21 protein-coding genes are annotated in these 20,467 nt (G+C 74.2%); 7 read left to right on the top strand and 14 right to left on the bottom strand.

Translation table 11 applies throughout. The annotated features are described in order from the left end of the window. Positions 1 to 102: 102 nt before the first annotated feature. A complete protein-coding gene (locus ACQ452_RS10370; RefSeq protein ID WP_433392629.1) occupies positions 103 to 2,262 on the top strand; it encodes an elongation factor G-like protein EF-G2 in 2,160 nt (719 codons plus the stop codon). Positions 2,263 to 2,278: 16 nt separating this feature from the next. Here ACQ452_RS10370 and ACQ452_RS10365 read toward each other — a convergent pair whose 3' ends face one another. After that, positions 2,279 to 3,337 carry an aldo/keto reductase gene (locus ACQ452_RS10365; protein ID WP_433392627.1) on the bottom strand — a complete coding sequence of 353 codons (1,059 nt, stop codon included), beginning with the start codon at positions 3,335 to 3,337 and terminating at the stop codon, positions 2,279 to 2,281. A gap of 72 nt (positions 3,338 to 3,409) precedes the next feature. Continuing rightward, positions 3,410 to 3,922: an HIT family protein gene (locus ACQ452_RS10360; RefSeq protein WP_433394081.1), complete on the bottom strand. Its 513-nt coding sequence runs from the start codon at positions 3,920 to 3,922 to the stop codon at positions 3,410 to 3,412. A 229-nt stretch (positions 3,923 to 4,151) separates the two neighbouring features. On the opposite strand from ACQ452_RS10360, the gene ACQ452_RS10355 reads away from it, so the two are divergent. After that, positions 4,152 to 4,889 (top strand): D-Ala-D-Ala carboxypeptidase family metallohydrolase, encoded by a 738-nt coding sequence (locus ACQ452_RS10355; RefSeq protein ID WP_433392625.1) that lies wholly within the window; start codon positions 4,152 to 4,154, stop codon positions 4,887 to 4,889. Between the two features lie 101 nt (positions 4,890 to 4,990). Here ACQ452_RS10355 and thrS read toward each other — a convergent pair whose 3' ends face one another. Continuing rightward, a complete protein-coding gene (gene thrS / locus ACQ452_RS10350) occupies positions 4,991 to 6,997 on the bottom strand; it encodes a threonine--tRNA ligase (protein ID WP_433392623.1) in 2,007 nt (668 codons plus the stop codon). 102 nt (positions 6,998 to 7,099) lie between these two features. After that, on the bottom strand, positions 7,100 to 8,020 hold the full coding sequence (locus ACQ452_RS10345) for an ADP-ribosylglycohydrolase family protein (RefSeq protein WP_433392621.1): 921 nt from the start codon (positions 8,018 to 8,020) through the stop codon (positions 7,100 to 7,102). A 73-nt stretch (positions 8,021 to 8,093) separates the two neighbouring features. Between ACQ452_RS10345 and ACQ452_RS10340 the strand changes: the two genes are divergently transcribed. Beyond that, complete coding sequence (locus ACQ452_RS10340) at positions 8,094 to 8,783, top strand: response regulator transcription factor (protein ID WP_433392619.1); 690 nt, start codon at positions 8,094 to 8,096, stop codon at positions 8,781 to 8,783. A gap of 29 nt (positions 8,784 to 8,812) precedes the next feature. Continuing rightward, positions 8,813 to 10,177 carry a HAMP domain-containing sensor histidine kinase gene (locus ACQ452_RS10335; protein WP_433392617.1) on the top strand — a complete coding sequence of 455 codons (1,365 nt, stop codon included), beginning with the start codon at positions 8,813 to 8,815 and terminating at the stop codon, positions 10,175 to 10,177. Positions 10,178 to 10,338: 161 nt separating this feature from the next. Here the strand turns inward: ACQ452_RS10335 and ACQ452_RS10330 are convergent, their stop codons facing one another. Together ACQ452_RS10330 and ACQ452_RS10325 are read right to left on the bottom strand one after the other, a co-directional pair. After that, positions 10,339 to 11,364, bottom strand: a complete 1,026-nt coding sequence (locus tag ACQ452_RS10330; protein ID WP_433392615.1) for an adenosine deaminase — start codon at positions 11,362 to 11,364, stop codon at positions 10,339 to 10,341. Continuing rightward, positions 11,361 to 12,152: a trans-aconitate 2-methyltransferase gene (locus ACQ452_RS10325; RefSeq protein ID WP_433392613.1), complete on the bottom strand. Its 792-nt coding sequence runs from the start codon at positions 12,150 to 12,152 to the stop codon at positions 11,361 to 11,363. Before ACQ452_RS10325 ends, ACQ452_RS10330 begins: the two co-directional genes overlap by 4 nt. Before the next feature lie 206 nt (positions 12,153 to 12,358). Between ACQ452_RS10325 and ACQ452_RS10320 the strand changes: the two genes are divergently transcribed. Beyond that, the gene (locus ACQ452_RS10320; RefSeq protein WP_433392611.1) at positions 12,359 to 12,553 is read left to right on the top strand and encodes a hypothetical protein; all 195 of its coding nucleotides are present in this window, start codon (positions 12,359 to 12,361) and stop codon (positions 12,551 to 12,553) included. A gap of 156 nt (positions 12,554 to 12,709) precedes the next feature. On the opposite strand, the gene ACQ452_RS10315 is transcribed toward ACQ452_RS10320, so the two are convergent. The 7 genes from ACQ452_RS10315 to ACQ452_RS10285 all read right to left on the bottom strand — a co-directional run bounded on the left by ACQ452_RS10315 (position 12,710) and on the right by ACQ452_RS10285 (position 17,105). Then, positions 12,710 to 12,913, bottom strand: coding sequence for a cold-shock protein (locus ACQ452_RS10315; RefSeq protein WP_091633263.1), 204 nt, complete (start codon positions 12,911 to 12,913; stop codon positions 12,710 to 12,712). A gap of 290 nt (positions 12,914 to 13,203) precedes the next feature. Further along, positions 13,204 to 13,476: a DUF4235 domain-containing protein gene (locus tag ACQ452_RS10310; RefSeq protein ID WP_433392609.1), complete on the bottom strand. Its 273-nt coding sequence runs from the start codon at positions 13,474 to 13,476 to the stop codon at positions 13,204 to 13,206. After that, the gene (locus ACQ452_RS10305) at positions 13,473 to 13,823 is read right to left on the bottom strand and encodes a DUF3618 domain-containing protein (RefSeq protein ID WP_433392607.1); all 351 of its coding nucleotides are present in this window, start codon (positions 13,821 to 13,823) and stop codon (positions 13,473 to 13,475) included. The genes ACQ452_RS10310 and ACQ452_RS10305 overlap by 4 nt, the downstream gene beginning before the upstream one ends. Beyond that, a complete protein-coding gene (locus ACQ452_RS10300; RefSeq protein WP_433392605.1) occupies positions 13,820 to 14,254 on the bottom strand; it encodes a phage holin family protein in 435 nt (144 codons plus the stop codon). Before ACQ452_RS10300 ends, ACQ452_RS10305 begins: the two co-directional genes overlap by 4 nt. A 323-nt stretch (positions 14,255 to 14,577) precedes the next feature. After that, positions 14,578 to 15,774: a mechanosensitive ion channel family protein gene (locus tag ACQ452_RS10295; protein WP_433392603.1), complete on the bottom strand. Its 1,197-nt coding sequence runs from the start codon at positions 15,772 to 15,774 to the stop codon at positions 14,578 to 14,580. Between the two features lie 83 nt (positions 15,775 to 15,857). Beyond that, positions 15,858 to 16,679, bottom strand: a complete 822-nt coding sequence (locus ACQ452_RS10290) for a DUF1206 domain-containing protein (protein ID WP_433392601.1) — start codon at positions 16,677 to 16,679, stop codon at positions 15,858 to 15,860. A gap of 60 nt (positions 16,680 to 16,739) precedes the next feature. Beyond that, positions 16,740 to 17,105, bottom strand: coding sequence for a hypothetical protein (locus ACQ452_RS10285; protein WP_433392599.1), 366 nt, complete (start codon positions 17,103 to 17,105; stop codon positions 16,740 to 16,742). 89 nt (positions 17,106 to 17,194) lie between these two features. Here ACQ452_RS10285 and ACQ452_RS10280 point away from each other — a divergent pair, with 89 nt between their 5' ends. Beyond that, positions 17,195 to 18,430, top strand: coding sequence for a cysteine desulfurase-like protein (locus ACQ452_RS10280; protein ID WP_433392598.1), 1,236 nt, complete (start codon positions 17,195 to 17,197; stop codon positions 18,428 to 18,430). A 137-nt stretch (positions 18,431 to 18,567) separates the two neighbouring features. Here ACQ452_RS10280 and ACQ452_RS10275 read toward each other — a convergent pair whose 3' ends face one another. After that, positions 18,568 to 20,064, bottom strand: coding sequence for a glycoside hydrolase family 3 protein (locus tag ACQ452_RS10275; protein WP_433392596.1), 1,497 nt, complete (start codon positions 20,062 to 20,064; stop codon positions 18,568 to 18,570). Positions 20,065 to 20,320: 256 nt separating this feature from the next. Between ACQ452_RS10275 and ACQ452_RS10270 the strand changes: the two genes are divergently transcribed. Further along, complete coding sequence (locus tag ACQ452_RS10270; RefSeq protein ID WP_433392594.1) at positions 20,321 to 20,443, top strand: hypothetical protein; 123 nt, start codon at positions 20,321 to 20,323, stop codon at positions 20,441 to 20,443. The last annotated feature ends 24 nt before the right edge of the window (positions 20,444 to 20,467 follow it).

Here is a 20,467-nt window from a genome sequence, read left to right as displayed (position 1 = left end):
GACCCGGCACGGCACCGGAGGATGGCGCCGCGGAACCCGCCCGGGCCGCTTCCCGTCGTGCGCGGCGGTCGCCACCAACCACGGCTGAGGGAGGTGCGCCCCATGGCGCAGCGAAACCAGGAGAAGGGCACCGCCGGCGACGCGCCGGTGGTGACCGAGCCCGGCAGGATCCGCAACGTGGTGCTCGTCGGGCACTCCGGGGCGGGCAAGACGACCCTCGTCGAGGCCCTGCTCGCGGCGAGCGGCACGATCAGCCGGGCCGGCGACATCGCCACCGGCACGACCGTCTGCGACCACGACCCGGCAGCCGTACGCCAGCAGCGCTCGGTGAGCCTGGCCTGCGCGCCGCTGCTGCACGACGGCATCAAGGTCAACCTGCTCGACACCCCCGGCTACGCCGACTTCGTCGGCGAGCTGCGGGCAGGGCTGCGCGCCGCCGACGCGGCGCTTTTCGTGGTCTCCGCCGTGGACGGGATGGACGCCGCCACCGCCGCCCTGTGGGAGGAGTGCGCGGCAGTGGACATGCCCCGGGCGGTCGCCGTGGCCCGGCTCGACCACCCGCGCGCCGACTTCGACGAGGCGGTGGCACTCTGCCAGCGGGTCTTCGGCGACAACGTGATGCCGCTCTACCTGCCGATGCTCGGCGACGACGGGGTCTCCACCGCCGGCCTGCTCGGCCTCATCACCCGCCGGGTCTTCGACTACACCGCCGGCCTGCCCGCGCAGGTACGCGAGCCGGACCCGGAGCACCTGCCCGCCATCGCCGAGTCCCGCAACGAGCTGATCGAGGGGATCATCGCCGAGAGCGAGGACGAGTCCCTGATGGACCGCTACCTCGCCGGCGAGGAGATCGGCACCGACGTGCTCGTCGACGACCTGGAGCAGGCCGTCGCCCGCGGCCACTTCTATCCGGTGGTGCCGGTCTGCGCCGGGACCGGCGTGGGGCTCGACGCGCTGCTGGAGGTGCTCACCGCCGGCTTCCCCTCGCCGCTGGAGCACGAACTGCCGGCGGTCGCCGGGGTGGACGGCTCCCCCCGCCCGCCGCTGACCTGCGACCCGGACGGCCCGCTGGTCGCCGAGGTGGTCAAGACGACGGTCGACCGGCACCTCGGGCGGGTCTCCCTGGTCCGGGTCTTCTCCGGCACGCTGCGGCCCGAGCAGACGGTGCACGTCTGCGGCCACGGACTGGCCGACCGGGGCCACCCCGACCACGACGCCGACGAACGCGTGGGGCACCTGCACACCCCGCTGGGCGCAAGCCTGCGCGAGGTGGGCGCCTGCGTGGCCGGCGACATCTGCGCGATCACCCGGTCGGGCAGCGCGGAGACCGGCGACACCATCTCGGCCAAGGACGACCCGCTGCTCATCGCCCCCTGGGAGATGCCCGAGCCGCTGCTGCCGGTGGCCGTCGCGGCCCGCAGCCGCGCCGACGAGGACGCCCTCGCGCGCAACCTGACCCGCCTGGTCGCCGGCGACCCCACCATGCGCCTGGAGCGCAACCCGCAGACGCACCAGCTCGTGCTCTGGTGCATGGGCGAGGCGCACGCCGACGTGGTGCTGGAACGGCTGCGCGCCGGCGGGGTGGAGCTGGACACCGAGCCGGTACGGGTCGCGCTGCGCGAGACGCTGACGGTCGCGGCACGGGGGCACGGCCGGCACGTCAAGCAGTCCGGCGGCCACGGCCAGTACGCCGTCTGCGACATCGAGGTCGAGCCGCTGCCGCCCGGCACCGGCTTCGAGTTCGCCGACCGGGTCGTCGGCGGGGCGGTGCCGCACCAGTACGTGTCCTCCGTCGAGAAGGGCGTACGCGCCCAGCTGGAACGCGGCCTGGTACGCGGGTATCCGGTGGTGGACCTGCGGGTGACCCTCGTCGACGGCAAGGCGCACGGCGTCGACTCCTCCGACGCGGCCTTCCAGACCGCCGGCGCGCTGGCGCTGCGCGACGCCGCCGGGAAGGGCCAGCCGGCGCTGCTGGAACCGGTCGACGAGGTGGTCATCCGGGTGCCCGATTCCGCGGTGGGCACGGTGCTGGGCGACCTTCCCGGGCGGCGGGGCCGGGTGCTCGGCACCGAGGCCGACCCCGACGCCGAGGGGCGCAGCCTGGTCCGCGCCGAGGTGCCGGCCACCGAGTTGCTCCGCTACGCGGTCGAACTGCGCTCGATGACGGCGGGCGCCGGCACGTTCCGCCGCCACTTCGTCCGCTACGACCCGATGCCCGCCCACCTGGCCGACCAGGTCCGCCAGGAACATCCCCGGCCCTGACCGGCGGGGCGCGCCGTCAGGGCCGGATGGTGGGGTGCGTCGGGCCCGGCGGGTAGCGGCGGTCGGCGTCGCGCAGGGCCGCCGAGCGCAGCGCCGCCAACTGGCGCTCCACCTCGGCGAACTGGTCGTGCGGCAGCGGGCCCCGGCGCAGCGCCCCGGCGTTCTCCCGCACCTGGGCCACGGTGCGGCAGCCGGGGATCGGGACCGTGCGGTCGCTGCGCGCCCAGAGCCACCCGAGCGCGCCCTGGGCGAGGGTGCGCCCGTCGGCGGTCAACGCCGCCCGCGCGGCGGCGACGCGGCGCAGCCACTCCGGCGCCGGCCGGCCGCCGCGGAACCACTCCGACCAGCCGGGTGCGACCCCCCGCACGTCGTCGTGGGGCAGCGTGGAGCCGGCCGTGTACTTGCCGGAGAGCAGCCCCATCCCCAGCGGCCCCCGGTTGACGCTGGCCAGGTCGTACTTGTCGCAGACGGCGAGCAGCTCGGGGGCGTCGCGCAGCACCGACAGGGTGTGCTGCACGGCGGTGGCGTGCCGGGCGCCCCGGCCGTACGCGGCGGCCCGCTCGGGGCGGTCGGTGCTCCAGCCGTACGACCGGATCAGCCCCTCGGCGACCAGGTCCTCGAGGGTGCCGACGAGGGCCTCGGCCCGGGGCACCGGCAGGTCCGCGAGGTGTAGCTGGTACAGGTCGACGCGGTCGGTGCCCAGCCGGCTCAGCGACTGCGTGACGGCCCGCCGCAGGTACGCCGGGGAGGCGTCCTCGCCGGTGGCCTGGCGGGTGGTCTCGTCGAAGGTGTAGCCCCACTTGGTGGCGATCACAGCCTCGTCGCGCCGGCCGGCGAGGGCCCGGCCGAGCACCCGTTCCCCGTGCCCGGCCCCGTACGTGTCGGCGGTGTCGAAGAGCGTCACCCCGAGGTCGAGCGCGTGCCGGATCGCCCGCATCGACTCGTCGTCGTCGACGGCGCCCCAGCCCAGCGGCCGGACACCCTCGGCCCAGGGGCCGCCGATCGCCGAGCATCCCATGCCGAGGGCGCTGACCTCGATGCCGCTGCGGCCCAGCACCCGCGTCGTCACTGCCATCGCCAGATGGTGTCACCTCGCGCCCGCGTCCGGGGCGGGAAAGTTCACCGCCGGTGCGGGGCGGCGGGTCGGTCAGGTCGGCCAGGCCCGGGTGAAGAGGTCGCGGGTGTCGGTGAGCAGTTGCGGCAGGACCTTCGTCCGCCCGATGACGGGCATGAAGTTGGCGTCGCCACCCCAGCGGGGCACCACGTGCTGGTGCAGGTGCGCGGCGATCCCCGCGCCGGCCACGCCGCCCTGGTTCATGCCCAGGTTGAACCCGTGCGCGTTGCTGACCTTGCGCACCACCCGCATGGCGGTCTGGGTGAACGCCGCCAGCTCGGTGGTCTCGGGCAGATCCAGCTCCGTGTAGTCGGCCACGTGCCGGTAGGGGCAGACCAGCAGGTGTCCGGGGTTGTAGGGGTAGAGGTTGAGCACGGCGAACACGTGCTCGCCCCGGGCCACCAGCAGGCTCTCCTGCGGTGGCAGCCCCGGTGCCCGGCAGAACGGGCAACCGGCGGGCCGCTCGTAGCCGCCCTCGGGCCGGTCCTCCCCGGAGATGTAGGTCATCCGGTGCGGAGTCCAGAGCCGCTCCAGGCCGTCGGCCATGCCGCTGTCCATGTGCCGTTCCACCCCTGTCACGCCACCGATCCTACGTTCCCGGCGGCCGGTGTCCCCACGCCGTCCGGCGGTGGGCGGCCGGCGCCCCGGCTTCGGCCGTCCCGCCGGCCGGCCGCGTCCCGAAGCACGGACAGAAGGGCGGAGGTTCTTGACGAATTGATGAACGAGGATGAAAATTCTAAACCTCATCAATCAAGATATGTCGATCGGAGTCACCGTGAGAACCGTATTCCGCCGGCTCGGCAGGGCGCTCGCCGCCTGCACCCTCGCCGCAGTCGCCAGCCTCGTCGGGGTGGCGGCCACGAGCAGCGCGGCGCAGGCCGACGGCTGCTACACGTGGGGACGCCCGCTGACGCAGGGGATGACCGGCGAGGACGTCCGGCAGCTCCAGATCCGGCTCGCCGGCTACCCGGGATACGGCGGGGTGCTCGGCCTCGACGGCTCGTTCGGCCCGGCCACCCGCTCCGCCGTGATCCGCTTCCAGCAGGCCTACGGCCTGGGCGCGGACGGCGTCGCCGGCGCACAGACCTTCAACAAGCTCTACGCGTTGCAGGACGACGACTGCACCCCGGTCAACTTCGCCTACGCCGAGCTGAACAACTGCAACAGCACCTGGGCCGGCGGCGCGGTCGCGGCGGGCACCGCCCGGTTCAACGCGTTGGTGTCGATGTGGAAGCTCCAGGCCATGCGCCACGCCCTGGGCGGCGCGTCGATCCAGATCAGCAGCGGCTTCCGCAGCGTCTCCTGCAACAACGCGGTCGGCGGCGCCAGCAACAGCCGACACCTCTACGGCGACGGCGTCGACCTGGTCGGGTCGCCCTCCTTCTGCCGGCTCGCCCAGCAGGCCCGCTACCACGGCTTCGGCAACATTCTCGGCCCCGGCTACCCCGGGCACAACGACCACACCCACGTCGGGGCGACCGGCGGCTGGTCCGCCCCGAGCTGCGGCATCTGACACCCGACGGCCCGTCCACGAAGGCCCCCCGCGCGGCGGGGGGCCTTCGGTGCGTCGCGGGTCAGGCGCTCGGCGGGCGGCTCAACCCCCGCCGGGAGGCGTCAGGCCTCGACGGCCGACGGACCGACGTTCGTCCGGGAGCTCACCACGTCCAGCACGTGGGCCACCGCGTCGGCGACCGGCACGCCGTTGCGCTGCGAGCCGTCGCGGTAGCGGAAGGAGACCGTGCCGGCGGCCACGTCGTCGTCGCCGGCGATCACCATGAACGGGATCTTCTGCTGCTGCGCGTTGCGGATCTTCTTCTGCATCCGGTCGTCGCCCGCGTCGACCTGGGCGCGGATGCCCTCGGCGCGCAGCGCGGCGACGAAGCCGTGCAGGTAGTCGGTGTGGTCCTCACGGATCGGGATGCCGACCACCTGCACCGGGGCCAGCCAGGCCGGGAACGCGCCCGCGTAGTGCTCGGTGAGCACCCCGAAGAAGCGCTCGATCGAGCCGAAGAGCGCTCGGTGGATCATCACGGGCCGCTGCCGGCTGCCGTCGGCGGCCTGGTATTCCAGCCCGAAGCGCTCCGGCAGGTTGAAGTCGACCTGGATGGTGGACATCTGCCAGGTCCGGCCGATGGCGTCCTTGGCCTGCACCGAGATCTTCGGCCCGTAGAAGGCCGCGCCCCCCGGGTCGGGGACCAGGTCCAGGCCGGACTCCTCGGCGGCCGAGCGCAGCGCCTCGGTGGCCCGCTCCCAGTTCTCGTCGGTGCCCACCGACTTCTCCGGGTTGCGGGTGGACAGCTCCAGGTAGAAGTCGTCCAGGCCGTAGTCGCGCAGCAGGTCGAGCACGAAGACGAGCAGGGACTTCAGCTCGCCCGCCATCTGCTCCTCGGTGCAGAAGATGTGCGCGTCGTCCTGGGTCATGCCGCGCACCCGGGTCAGGCCGTGCACCACGCCGGACTTCTCGTACCGGTAGACCGTGCCGAACTCGAACATCCGCAGCGGCAGCTCCCGGTAGGAGCGCCCCCGGGACCGGAAGATCAGGTCGTGCATCGGGCAGTTCATCGGCTTGAGGTAGTACTTGGCGCCGTCCACCTCCATGGGCGGGAACATGCCGTCGGCGTACCAGTCCAGGTGCCCGGAGACCTCGTACAGGTTGCCCTTGGTGATGTGCGGGGTGTTGACGAACTCGTAGCCGGCCTGCTCGTGCTTGATCCGCGAGTAGTTCTCCATCTCCCGGCGGATGATGCCGCCCTTGGGGTGGAAGACCGCCAGGCCCGAACCCAGCTCGTCGGGGAAGCTGAACAGGTCCAGGTCGACGCCGAGCTTGCGGTGGTCGCGCCGGGCGGCCTCCTCCAGCAGCTTCAGGTACGCCTTCAGCTCGTCACGGGTCGGCCAGGCGGTGCCGTAGACCCGCTGGAGCTGCGGGTTCTTCTCCGAACCGCGCCAGTACGCGGCGGCCGAGCGCATCAGCTTGAACGCCCCGATGAGCCGGGTGTTCGGCAGGTGCGGGCCGCGACACAGGTCCGACCAGCAGACCTTGTCCTCCTTCGCGGCGAGGTTGTCGTAGATGGTCAGCTCGCCACCGCCGACCTCCATCACCTCGGTGGTGTCCAGCCCCTCGCCCTTGACGTCGATGAGCTCCAGCTTGAACGGCTCGGCGGCCAGCTCGGCCTTCGCCTCGTCCAGGCTGCCGAAGCGCCGGCGGCGGAACCGCTGGCCCGACTTGATGATCTCCTGCATCCGCTTCTCGAGCTTGCCGAGGTCGTCCGGCTGGAACGGCTTGTCGACGGCGAAGTCGTAGTAGAAGCCGTTCTCGATGGGCGGGCCGATGCCGAGCCTGGCCTCCGGGAAGATGTCCTGCACAGCCTGGGCGAGCACGTGCGCGCACGAGTGCCGCAGCACGTTGAGCCCGTCCGGCGAGCTGAGACTGACCGGCTCGACCTCGGTGTCGACCGGCGGGGCCCAGTCCAGGTCGCGCAGCTCGCCCTGCGGGTCGCGGACCACCACGATCGCCTTCGGGCCGGACGCGGGCAGACCGGCCGCGGCCACCGCGTCGGCCGCCGTGGTCCCGGCGGCGACGACGACGGGGTCGGCCACGGCGGGGGTACGGGGTGCGGACACGGTGACTCCTCCAGCAGACGGCACGGATGACGCCGAACGTTCGGCTCCTGCGATGCTATCGGTCGCCCCCGCCGGCACGGTCGCCGACGCCACCGCCCGCGATCAGCCGAGCCAGGCCGGCAGCGGCTCCCGGGCGGCCAGCCAGTCGGCCGGCACCCCGCCCGGGGTGCCGACGCCGGTGTGCGCGGCCACCACCGACCCGACGATCGCCGCGGTGGTGTCGACGTCCCCGCCCGCCTCGACGCAGGCACGGATCGCCGCCGGGTAGTCGTCCAGGTGCACGGCGGCCACCCAGCAGGTGAAGGCGACGGTGTCCTGGGCCGTGACCCGGGAGCCGTTGCCGAGCACCTCGGCGGCCTCGGTGACCGACCGGTCGAGCAGGCCGGCCGCCCGGCGTACGCCCCGGTGCACCTCGGTCACCGGGTCGAGCGCGGCGCCCACGCCGGCCAGCAACCGGTCCGGGGCGGGCCGCTGGCCGTCGAGGCGGGCGCGGGCCGCCAGCGACGCGGCGACCGCCACCGCGACCGCCCCGGCGACGCCCTCCGGGTGCGCGTGGGTCACCTCGGCCGACGCCCGGGCCTGCGCCGCCGCCCGGCCGGTGGAGTCGGCGAACCAGGCGCCCAGCGGGCCGACGCGCATCGCCGCGCCGTTGCCGCACGAGCCCTGCCCGTCGAAGGCGGCGGCCGCCGCCACCGGCCACGGCGTGCCGGTGCGGATCAGTCGCAGGATCGTCACGGCTCCCGGCCCGTATCCCCGGTAGGGCTCGCAGCGCTCGGCGAAGGCCGCGGCGAGGGCGTCACGGTCGATCCGGCCGGCGTCGACGAGGGCGGCGACCACCGAGCAGGCCATCTCGGTGTCGTCGGTCCACTGCCACGGAGGTGGGGGCGGTTTCCCGGCGGCCAGGTCGGCCGGGTGCCGGCCGGGAACGAAGAACTGCGAGCCGAGCGCGTCGCCGACCGACAGGCCGGCGAGCGAGTCGCGGGCGAGCGCGAGGCGGGTGTCGGGAAAGAGCGTGAAGGACATCGTCGTACCAGCTTGCCCCGTTGCCGCAGATGCCGCAACGCGACCAACTTGCCACCGCGGGTACGGTCTTGCTGTGGCCACCGTGCTCCTGGTCGAAGACGATCACGTCGTGCGCGGCGCGATGCTGCGCTCCCTCGCCGACCGGGGGCACGCCGTGCACGCCGTGGGCACCGCGCTGGACGCCCTGCGCCGGGTGGCGGCCGAGACCCCCGACCTCGTGGTGCTCGACCTCGGTCTGCCCGACCTCGACGGCTCCGACGCGCTGCGGATGCTGCGCGGCATCACCGACGTGCCGATCATCATCGCCACCGCCCGCGACGACGAGCAGTCCATGGTCCGGCTGCTGCGCGCCGGCGCCGACGACTACATGGTCAAGCCGTTCACCGGCGCGCACCTGGACGCGCGGATCACCACCGTGCTGCGCCGGGCCGGGCGGGCCAGCCGCACGGTGCAGCCGGCCGTGCACAGCGTCGGCGGGCTACGGGTCGACGTCGGGGCCCGCAGCGCCCACCTCGACGGCGAGCCGCTGGCGCTGACCCGCAAGGAATTCGACCTGCTGGCGTATCTCGCCGCACGACCGGGCCGGGTAGTGTCCCGCCGGGAACTTCTGGAGGAGGTATGGCGGCAGCCATCGGTCGGCGAGGACCAGACCATCGACGTTCACCTCTACTGGCTACGCCGCAAAATGGGCGAGTCCGCGGCGAAGTCGCGCTACCTGCGCACCGTGCGGGGGGTCGGCTTCCGGCTGGTGGCGCCGGACTGAGGCCGACGCTGGCCCTGCTCACCGCCGGCGTGTGCGCCCTGGTCGCGCTCGCGTTCCTCGTCCCGCTCGCCGTGAGCCTCGGCGACCGGGCGCGCGAGGAGGCCCTCGCGGACGCCGCCCGGCGCAGCGCCCTGGTGACCGGCGCGCTCACCGTCAGCACCGACGCCGCTGTGGTGCGGCGGGCCGTGGCGGCCAGCGGCGACGACCCGGCCACCCGGCCGGTGGTGCACGGGCTCGGGGCGGACGAGCCGGCGGCCCGGGCCGACCCGGCGAGCCTGGCGCGGGCGCGCGCCGAGCGGCGCTCCCTGGTCGTCGACGTCGATGGCGGGCTGCTCCGGCTGGACCCGGTGGTGCTCGGTGACCGCACGGCCGTGGTCGAGGTCTTCGTGCCCGACTCGGCGCTGGGCGGTGGCGGCCGGTGGCTGTCGCTGCTCGGGGTGGCCGCCGCCCTGGTCGGCGCGGCGGTGCTGGTGGTGGACCGCGCCGCCGCCCGCGCCGTCGACTCGGCCCGGAGCCTGGTCCGGGCGGCGCTCGCGATCGGCGACGGCGACCAGGGGGTACGCGTCGACCCGAGCGGCCCCCGGGAACTGGCCGAGGCGGGGCACGCCTTCAACCGGATGGCGGACCGGCTGGACGCGGCCCGTACCGACGAGCGGGAGCTGGTCGCCGACCTGTCGCACCGGCTGCGTACCCCGTTGACGGTGCTGCGGCTCGACGCGGAGGCGTTGGAGTCCGACGACACCAGCGTGGGCTCGTTCAGCGAGGCGGAGCTGGACCGGCGGCGCGGCATCCGGCGGATCCGGCAGGCGATCGTCACCCTGGAGGGCGAGATCGACGTGCTGATCAAGACCACCCGCAAGACGGTCGCGCACGAGGCCGGGCCGGCGATGTGCGACGTCAGCGAGGTGGTCCGCGACCGGATGGTGTTCTGGGCCGCGCTGGCCGGCGACCAGAACCGCCCGCACCGGGTCAGCGGCGCCCAGCTACGCATTCCGGCGCCGGTGCCCCGGGCCGAGCTGGCCGCCGCGCTGGACGCGGTGATCGGCAACGTCTTCCGCTACACCCCGCAGGGCACGGCGTTCGAGGTGGCGGTCTCCCGCCGCGACGGGTACGTGGCCATCCGGATCGACGACGCCGGCCCCGGGATCGCCAATCCGGACCGGGCGCTGCGCCGCGGGGCCAGCGACCAGGGCTCCACCGGGCTGGGGCTGGACATCGCCAGGCGGGTGGCGCTACAGGCGAGCGGTTCGGTCAGCATCGACCGGGCCCGGCTCGGCGGGGCGAGCGTGGTGATGCTGCTCGCCGACCCGGAGGCGACGCCCCGGCAGGTCAGCCGGTTCGGTCTGGTCGGCCGGGCTGTGGGGCGGCGCAAGTCTTCCTTAGATCGGGATTAACCACCCCGTCGCCCGGTGCCGGCGCTGGCAGGATCTGAGCCGAACCCAGCACTTCCACCGGTCACCGCCTCGGGCACCCACCCACGGCCGGTGGAACCCGGCGCGCGGCGGGAGACCGGTCCCCCACACCTACTCCCGCCGCGCGCCCCCCACCCACCCGTTCAGCGCAGCGCCGTGGCCAGGTGGGCGTCGATCTCGGCGGTGATCCGCTGCTTGGCCCCGGGTCGCAGGAACGAGGCGGTCACCGCGTCGCGCGCCAGCCCCGCCAGCCCCTGCGCGCCCGTGTCGAGCAGCCGGGCCGCCACGGCGTACTCGTCGTTGAGGGTGGTGCCGAACATCGGCGGGTCGTCGGAGTTGATGGTGACCAGCACGCCGGCCTCGACCAACTGCCGAAGCGGGTGCTCCTCGATGCGGGCGACCGCCCGGGTGCGCACGTTGGACGTCGGGCAGACCTCCAGCGGGATCCGGCGCTCGGCGAGATAGGCCAGCAGATCCGGGTCCCGGGCGGCGGAGATGCCGTGCCCGATCCGCTCCGCGCCGAGTTCGCGCAGCGCGTCCCAGACGGTCTGCGGGCCGGTGGTCTCGCCGGCGTGCGGCACCGAACGCAGCCCGGCCGCCCGCGCCCGGTCGAAGTACGGCTTGAACTGCGGCCGGGGCACCCCGATCTCCGGGCCGCCGAGGCCGAAGCTGACCAGGCCGTCCGGGCGCTGCTCCAGCGAGATCCGCAGCGTCTCCTCGGCGGCGGCCAGGCCGGCCTCGCCGGGGATGTCGAAGCACCAGCGCAGTTCGATGCCGAAGTCCGCCTCGGCCCGCTTGCGGGCGTCCTCGATCGCCTCGCAGAACGCGGGCGCGGGGATCCCCCGGTGCACGTGCGAGTAGGGCGTGACGGTCAGCTCGGCGTAGCGGACCTGCTGGCGGGCCAGCTCGCGGGCGACCTCGTGGGTGAGCAGCCAGACGTCGTCGGGGTCGCGGACGAGGTCCACGACGCTCAGGTAGACCTCGATGAAGTGCGCGAAGTCGCGGAAGGCGAAGTAGTCGGCGAGCGCGGCCGGGTCGGCGGGCACGGGGCTGCGCCCCTCGTGGCGGGCGGCCAGCTCGGCGACGATCCGCGGCGAGGCGGAGCCGACGTGGTGCACGTGCAGCTCCACCTTGGGCAGTCCGGCGATGAAGGTTTGCAGGTCGGTCACTGGTTCTCCTCTGCGCGGGCGCCGGTGCGGGCGACGAAGAAGACGCGGCGGAACGGGAAGTGCACCTGGTCGTGCCGCACCGGGTACGCCTCGGCGAGGCGTACGCCCAGCTCGGCCCGGAAGTCGGACCAGCCGGCGGCGTCGAGGGCCGCCCGGACCGGCCGCAGCGCGGTGCCCTCCAGCCAGCCCAGCACGGGGTGCTCCGCGTCGGGGCGGGCCGGTAACAGGTGCACGTACAGAGTCTCCCAGGCGTCGACCGCGCAGCCGGCACCGGTCATCAGCTCGGCGTAGCCGACGGCGGTGTCGTCGGCGGGGGGCCGGCGCAGCAGCGGGGCGACGTCGGCGCGCCACGCCGGGCGGTCGGCCACCTCGCGCAGCGCCCGGTGCGAGGGCGCGTCGAAGTTGCCCGGCACCTGCACGGCCAACCAGGCCCCGGGGGGCAGCTCGCGGGCCCAGCGGGTGAGCAGCTCCCGGTGGCCGGGCACCCACTGGAGCACGGCGTTGCTGACCACCACGTCGACGTCGGGTTCCGGGTGCCAGTGCCGCACGTCGCCCACCGCGAAGGTGACCCCGGCCGCGGTGGCGTCCGCGATCATCTCCGGGGACGAGTCGAGGCCGGCGACCCGGCTGCCCGGCCAGCGTGCGGCGAGGAGGGCGGTCAGGTTGCCGGGGCCGCAGCCGAGGTCGACCACGGCGCGTGGCCGGTCGGCCGGGACCCGGGCGAGCAGGTCGTGAAAGGGTCGGGCCCGTTCGTCGCCGTAGCGCCGGTACGCCGTCGGATCCCACATGGCAGCCTCCCAAACCGTACGTCCGTCTTGTTGCAAGGTACGGCCCGTCGCGCGGCCGGGCAACCCGATCACTAGGCTCGGTCCATGCAACAGCGCACCCGCCTCCGGCCCGGGGCAGCGCGCCGGGACGCTCGGGCCAACCCCGCGGGTGCAGCACCGGCGCCGGGCCGGGTCACCGAAACGGGGATCGACGGAGGGAATTCGCGATGAAGGGCTGGCTGCCGCTCACCCTCGGGTTGCTCGCCGTGGTCGGCGGTGCGCTGTGGACGGTGCAGGGCCTCGGCTACGTCGAGGGCAGCGTGATGACCGACCGACGGATCTGGGCCCTCATCGGGCCCCTCGTCGTCCTGATCGGACTGATCGCGCTCTGGTTCGGGCTGCGGGCCCGCCGCCGCCGCTGAACGCCCGCGCCGATCGGCCGCCCGGTGCCGCACCGGCCGACCGATCGGTGTCGCCGAAAGCGCGGAAAGCCCCGCATCCCGGACGGGATACGGGGCTTGTCGATGATCCGGGACGCCGGATCATCGCAGTGGCCGGCGGCTGCCGACCGGCACTGCTCAGACGGGGCGGACCTGCTCGGCCTGCGGACCCTTCTGACCCTGGGCGATCTCGAACTCCACCCGCTGATTCTCCTCCAGCGTGCGGTAGCCGCTGGACTGGATGGCCGAGAAGTGGACGAAGACGTCAGCACCTCCGCCGTCGACGGTGATGAAGCCGAAGCCCTTGTCTGCGTTGAACCACTTCACGGTTCCCTGCGCCATGTGAATCTCCTTCTAAAACTGGCGGCCGAGCACGCCGTGCGGCCGATTGGCCGTTTTCGAGCAGCGGCGCCTGAGGCGGCCCCCGGTAAAGGAAACCTCTCTCGACCCACGCCGTCTCGCAACAGCGTGGACCAGCAAACCACGTAGCGAAAACTCTGCACAGAGTACCGGACGAAATTCCTCGACATGTGCCCTGAAGGCTGCCGAAGATCCGCTGGGTGGGCCCTTGCCAGCAAGCGAAAGTCCCCGCACACCGGGCGGCGTACGGGGACCTTTCGTCGTCATTGTGGTCAGTCCGGCCAGCTGCCGGTCATCCGGCGTACGCCCACCGCACCGCCCCGGTCGACGGCGGCCCGGACGACCGAGAAGATGGCGCCCTGCAACGCCGCCGCCGCCAGGATCTCGCCCCAGCCACGGTCCTCGTCGGTGGCGTCGGGCGCTTCGCCGTCGCCCGCCGTCATCTTCCACACCTGCCGGAAGATCGCCCCCGCCACCGCGCCGGCGGCGAGGCCCATCAGCACCCCCACCGGCTTGTACGCGCTCTTGCCGATCCCCCTGCTCACCGCTGCCTCCCACGAACGATCATCAGCACGATCACGGCGGCCACCGCGCCGGCCGCCAGGGCCACGAACGGCGTCGGGTTGCGCCGTACGACCGCGCCGCCCTCCTGCGCCTGCCCCCGCGCGAGCTGCGCCTTCTGCGCCGCCTGCTCACGCACCCGGGCCACGGTCTGCGCCGCCTGGCCACGCATGCGTTCCTTCGCCTGCTCGGCCGAGGAACGCAGCCGCGCCTTGACGTCGGCCTTGGCCGCCAACGCCTCCACCGTCTCCCCCAGCTCGACCCGGGTCCGCCGGATCTCCTCCCGCAGCGCCTCGGTGTCGCCGGTGCCCCGGCCGTTGCCAGTCGTCATGCCCGCCCCCTGTCCTTCACGGCTGCGGTGACCGTGTCCACGTCCGCCCGGACGCTGCGTACCGCGGCTTCCGGCACCGGCGGGACCGCCTGGCTGACCTGCTTCTTGCCCACCAGGGCGAGGACGCCGGCCAGCGCGAAGAGCACCACCGCCACGATCAGGGCCGCCGCCCAGGCCGGGAGCACCAGGTCGAGCAGCAGGATCGCGGTGGCGACCAGGGCGCCCAGGCCGAAGAGCGCCAGCGCCCCGCCCCCGCCGAAGAGACCGATGCCGATACCGGCGTGCTTACCCTTCTCGGTCAACTCCGCCCGGGCCAGGGCAAGTTCGTCACGGACCAGACGGGAGACCTGCTCCGTGGCCCGCTGCACCAGTTCGGCGGTGGACGGCTCGCTCCCGTTGGGGGATGAGCGGGCATTCGCCACGTCAGCCATGCTGTCCTCCTTTCATCATTCCCGCGCTGTATGCCCGGAGTCGCCGCTCGCCAATCCTTCGCGCGGCGGCCGGAGGGCCCGGATTCGTCGCGTCCCCCGGGCCGGCGGCCGGCGCGGAAGAAGGTACAGAGGCGTCGCACCGCAGGTCCCCACGAAACGCCGGACCAAACCTCCGAGCCGGCGCAGGGCGTACGCGCGGGCACCGGAGGGCGCGATCCACCCACCCCTCCAACCGTCCCCACCCCGCACAGGTCACGACCCCGCCCACCGCCGCGGCGTTCGCCCGACTTCCGCCGAGCCACGTCCCGCTGTCGGAACCGGGGTCAGCGGCGGGACTCGGCGGGCTCGTCGGGGCCGACGAATGCCTCGTTGCGGGCCTCGCCGTCGTCGCTGCCGCCGAAGACCCGGGCGTCGTCGGGCACCTCGGTGTCGGTACGCCCACCCGCCGGCCGGCGCGGACGCACCCACTGCCACGCCAGGTTGCTCTCCGCGTCACCGATCTCGGTGCGCATCCGGGGCAGGGCGGCCGGCAGGTGGTCCCGGATCCAGGCGACCAGGTTCTCACGGACCAGGCAACGCAGGTCGAACAGGCTGCCGGCGTCGGCGGCGCTGACCAGGGCCCGGATCTTGACCGTCCCGCCTGTGGCGTCGGTCACCTGCAGTACGCAGACCCGGCCGTCCCACAGCTCGGTGTTCTCCACCAGCCGGCGCAGTTCCTCCCGCATCGCCTGCACCGGCACCGCCCAGTCGACGTCGAACTCGGCGGTGCCGAGCACCGCCGCCTCGGTGCGGGTCCAGTTCTGGAACGGCTTCGTGGTGAAGTACGAGGTGGGCAGGATCAGCCGCCGGTCGTCCCAGATCTGCACGACCACATAGCTGAGCGTCAGCTCCTCGATCCGGCCCCACTCCCCCTCGACCACCACCACGTCGTCGAGGCGGACCGCGTCGCTGAAGGCGAGCTGGAGGCCGGCGAAGACGTTGCTCAGCAGGCTCTGCGCGGCCAGCGCCGCCACCACACCGGCCACACCGGCACTGGTCAGCACGCCGGCACCGATGCCGCGCACGGCCGGGAAGGTCATCAGCATCACGCCGACCGCCAGCACCACGATCACCGCGATCGTCAGGCGACGCAGCATCACCACCTGGGTACGCACCCGCCGCGCGTGCCGGTTGTCCGGCACGTCCATCCGGAACCGGGCCAGCGCGGTGTCCTCCGCCACGACGAGCAGCGAGGCGACCAGCCAGGCGACGCTGCCGATGACGCCCAGCACGAGCAGGTGCAGCAGCACCTGTCGCCACTGCTCACCGACCGCGTAGCCGGTGCTGAACCGCACCGCGAACTGGACGGCGAGAACGGTGGCGGCGACCTGGATCGAGCGGTGGGCGTGGTCGGTGAGCTCGGCCAGCAGCAGCGAGCGCCCGCCGACGCGCCGGATCACGCGGTGCACGACCCCCACCGCGAACAGGGCGATCGCCGCCGCGGCGAGCGTGGCGACGACCGTCCCGAGGTAGCTCTGCACAGGTTCTTTCCTCTTCCTGACGCCGGGCACCCGTTCTCGGGCAAAGGCCCAATGATGCCCGGCGTCACCGGAATCGACCAGGCTCAGACCTTGCGGTACCGGGACTGGAGGAAGCAGAACACGCCGAAGGCGGCGATACCGAGCGCCACCAGGATGAGCAGCAGCTGGCCGTAGGCCTGCTCGCGCAGCGTGTGCAGCGCCGCGTCCAGACCGCGCGCCTTCTCCGGGTCGTAGTTGACGGCGGCCACGATGATCAGCAGACCGGAGATGGCGTACGCGGTGCCCTTGGAGATGTAACCGGCCATGCCGAGCCGGCGGGTGAGCTGGCGGGTCTTGGCGTTCATCTCACCGGTCTTGAGGTGCTTCTCGAAGCGCTTGATCAGGCCGTAGATCACCAGGCCGACGCCGATCGCGGCGAGACCGAGCCCGACCAGACCGACCAGCCACCGGCCGCCGGAGGACTCCATGGCCTTGCCGGTCAGCGCCTCCTGCTGGTCGGCGCTGTTGGAGCTGGCGTCCTTGAAGACCTTGAAGGCCGTCCAGGCGAAGTAGAGGTAGACCAGGGTCCGGCCGGCGGAGGCGACCCGCTCCATGACCCTTTCCTTACCGCGCTCGGCGCGGTGCCCGACGGCCGCCTCCAGCCCCTGCCAGATCGCCATGGCGAGCAGGCCGACGGCGATCGTCACGACGAGGAACTTGCCCAGCGGCTGGGCGGCGATGGTGCGCAGGGCCCCGGACTGGTCGCCGTCGTCGGAGGGCTTGCCGAACGCGATCTGCAGCGCCAGCCAGGCGAACAGGAGGTGCACGATGCCGTAGCCGATGAAGCCGACTCGGGCGAGCAGTTCGAGCCACCTGCTGTTCGCTGTGCGGGAGGCGGTGGCTTCGGCGTTCCGGGTAAGTGACATGCCGCCACAATCACCGAATACGAAGATTTCCAAACGTCGGCCACCGCCGCCCGCGGGCCACTAGCTGCCGGGATTCCTCGAAACCCGGATCTTGACCTCCTGGTCGGTGACGCTGTCCAGCGTCACCGCGAAGCCGCCGACCTCGGTGGCCTGCTGGCCGGTCGTGAGCGAAAGCTGCTCGCCGGCGACCTCGACGGTCACCTGGTCGCCCTGCGCGCCGACCAGCTTGGCCTCCACGCCGAGGATGGTGGCGCTGGCGTCCACGCCCCGGTCGAAGGTGACCGTGCAGGCGTCCAGGCCGCAGTCGGTGCTGGCGCCCTCGGAGCTGCAACCGGCGAGCACGGCGACGCCGAGCGCCAGGCCGGTGAGCAGGCCGGCGGCCCGGCGGGTGGGGGTCAGCGGGGAGGCAACACGTCGGTTCGTCACCCCGACAAGGGTACGAGACGCAGGCCACCCCGGCAGCGTGCGATCGTCCGCGCAGGTGGGACGCCCGTCGCGGGGTTAGGGTCCCGGTCATGCCGTTCGACATCGCCCGCACCCGGGCCACCTACCCCGCCCTCGCCGAGGGCTTCGTCCACCTCGACGGCGCCGGGGGCACCCAGACCGCCGGCCCGGTGATCGACGCGGTCACCGCAGCCATGCGCGCGGCGGTGGGCAACCGCAGCGCGGCCTTCGCGCCCGGGCGGCGGTCGCTGGAGATGGTGGCCGCCGCCCGCTCGGCCGTGGCCGACCTGCTCGGCGCCGAGCCCGCCGGGGTGGTGCTCGGGCCCAGCGCCACCGCCCTGACGTACACGCTGGCGCGGACCCTCGGCGCCGGCTGGCGGCCCGGCGACGAGGTGGTGCTCTCCCGGCTCGACCACGACGCCAACGTGCGCCCCTGGGTGCAGGCCGCCGAGGCGGCCGGCGCGACGGTGCGCTGGGCCGAGTTCGACCGGGACACCGCGGAGCTGCCGGCGGCCCGCTACGCGGAGCTGGTCGGCGAGCGGACCCGGCTGGTCGCGGTGACCGCGGGCAGCAACGCGACCGGCACGGTCCCGGACGTGGCGGCGATCGCCGCCATCGCGCACGCGGCCGGCGCGCTGGTCTGCGTGGACGGGGTGCACTCGGTGCCGCACGGGCCCACCGACCTCGCCGCGTCGGGCGCCGACTTCCTGGTCACCAGCGCCTACAAGTGGTCGGGGCCGCACCTGGCCGCGATGGCGGCCGACCCGGCGGCGTGGGAGCGGCTGCGCCCGGCGAAGCTGCTGCCGTCGGCCGACACGGTGCCGGAGCGCTTCGAGTACGGCACCCCGAGCTTCCCCCTGCTGGCCGGCGTCGCCGCCGCCGTGGACCACCTGGCCGGGCTGGACCCCACGGCCACGGGAAGCCGGCGCGAGCGCCTGCTCGCCGGGCTGACGGCGGCGCGCGCGTACGAGGAGTCGCTGCTGGAGCGGCTGCTCGCCGGCCTGGCCGCGCTGCCCGGGGTCAGGGTCCTCGGCTCCCCCGCGCGGCGCTGCCCGACGGTGTCCTTCCGGCTGGCCACGCTCACCCCGCAGGAGACCCAGGAGAAGCTCGGCGCGGCCGGCTTCTGCCTCTCGGCTGGCGACTACTACGCCTACGAGTACTTCCAGGCGATGGGGCTGCGCGACAGCGGCGGTGCGGTACGCGCCAGCCTGTACCACTACAACACCGTCGACGAGGTCGACCGGCTGCTCGACGAGGTGGACCGGCTCGCCGGCGGCCCGGGGCGCGACGGCCGGGTCACCGGCTGACCGTGCGCCGGGGGCACCCGGCGGGCCGGGGCGCGCACCACCGCGGCCGGCGGGGCCGCAGGCGGGCACCCCCGGCCGGCGATCCGCAGACGGGCGCCACCCCGGCCGGCTGGGGCCGCGGGCGGCGGACGGGCCGGTCAGCGCCCGGTCAGCAACCCGACGGCGGCCCGCGCGGCGGCCCGGGTGGCACCGTGGGTGGCGACGTGCACCGCCCCCGTGACCAGCGCGGGCACGCCCAACTCGACCACGACCGCGTCCGGGCGGGCGGCCAGCGCGCGGGCCACCGCCGCCCGCATCCAGTCGTGCCGGTGCAGGTCGCGCACCACCAGCACGACGCACCGGCCGCCCGCCCCGGCCGTCGGGTCGGCGGGCACGTCGGCCTCGGTGTACCGGACGGTGGTGGTGCCGGCCAGCAGGCCGGCGAGCGGGTCGGCGAGGCCCCACGGGGTCTCCCGGCCGATCGCGATGTTGCGCGGCGGCTCGAACTCGACCACGTGCGCGGGGCCGGTCAGTGGCAGCGCGCCGACGCCGCCGTGCGCGGCGGTGACCCGCAGCGCCCGGCGGGCGGCGGCCAGCCCGACCGTCGAACCGTCGGCGCTCGGGCGGTGCCGGTGCGGTCGCTCGGCCCGTGCGGCGACCGACCAGGCGGCGAGCTGACCGACCCGTTTGGCCGCCTCGGCGAGGCGTTCCTCCGGCAGGTCGCCGGCGACGACCGCGGCGACGATGGCGTCGCGCAGCAGCCGGGCCGAGCCCTCGTCGGCGTGCTCACCGCCGACGCAGATCGCGTCGGCGCCGGCGGCCAGGGCGCGCACCGTCGCGCCCGCGAAGCCGTACCGGTCGGCGACCGCCCGCATCTCCACCGCGTCGGTGACCACGACGCCGCAGAAGCCCAGCTCGTCGCGGAGCAGCCCGCCCAGGATCCGGTCGCTGAGGGTCGCCGGCAGCTCCGGGTCCAGCGCCGGCACCAGCAGGTGACCGGTCATCACCGCCTGCACCCCGGCGGCCACGGCGGCCCGGAACGGGGCCAGCTCCACGGCGTCGAGGCGAGCCCGGTCGGCGGCGATGACGGGCAGGTCGTGGTGCGAGTCGACGCGGGTGTCGCCGTGCCCGGGAAAGTGCTTCGCGCAGGCGGCGACCCCGCCGGCCTGCAGGCCCCGCACCCAGGCGGCGGTGTGCCGGGCGACCAGCGCCGGCTCGGCGCCGAAGGCGCGTACGCCGATCACCGGGTTGGCCGGGTTGGAGTTGACGTCCGCGTCGGGGGCGTAGTTGAGGGTGATGCCGAGCGCGGCGAGGTCGACGCCCAGGTCGCGGGCCACCTCCTCGGTCAGCGCCGGATCGTCCACCGCGCCGAGGGCGAGGTTGCCGGGCCGGGAGCTGCCCCGGGCCGACTCGATCCGGGTCACGTCGCCGGCCTCCTCGTCGATGGCGACGACGACGTCGGGGCGTTCGGCGCGCAGGGTGGCGGTGAGGGCGGCCACCTGCTCCGGGTCGACGACGTTGCGGGCGAAGAGCACCACCGAGCCGAGGCCCTCGCCGAGCCACCGGCAGATCCAGGGCGGCGGGGCGGTGCCGACGAAGCCCGGTTGCAGGACGGCGGCGGCGAGCGCCGGCAGGCTTCCGCCGGGGGCGCTCACGCCGGCACCCCGGTCCGGCGCGCGCAAGCGCGGGGCGGCGTCCCGAGGTGCGCCATGGTCGGCTCGCGCCCGTTCACGCCGGCCGGCCCGGGTGGTGGCTGTGGTGTCGCTCGCTCATGCGGTCGTCGTACCCCCGTCTTCTCCGCGTCCAGCGGCCCGCCAGCGGCGGCGGTGCTGCCATGGTCACACCACCCGCTTAATTAGTCAATAAACCTTACAGTTGCCGTCCGGCCGCGCGCTGGGGAGAGTTCCGAGGATGGAGACCCTGCTGCTTGCCGACGCCACGAGCCCGGCCGACATCCCCGGCGTACGCCTGCTCGGCCTGGTGGCCGGCGGCCTGTTGCTGCTCGTCGCGATCCGCGCGATGTTCCGACGCTGACCGGGGCGGCGCGCGAACCGAGCG

Source organism: Micromonospora sp. KLBMP9576, from assembly GCF_050941805.1.
In the GTDB taxonomy this organism is placed as follows: Bacteria; Actinomycetota; Actinomycetes; order Mycobacteriales; family Micromonosporaceae; genus Micromonospora.
The sequence above is the reverse complement of the archived record's forward strand: the minus strand, read 5'-3'. Positions and strand labels throughout refer to the sequence as shown.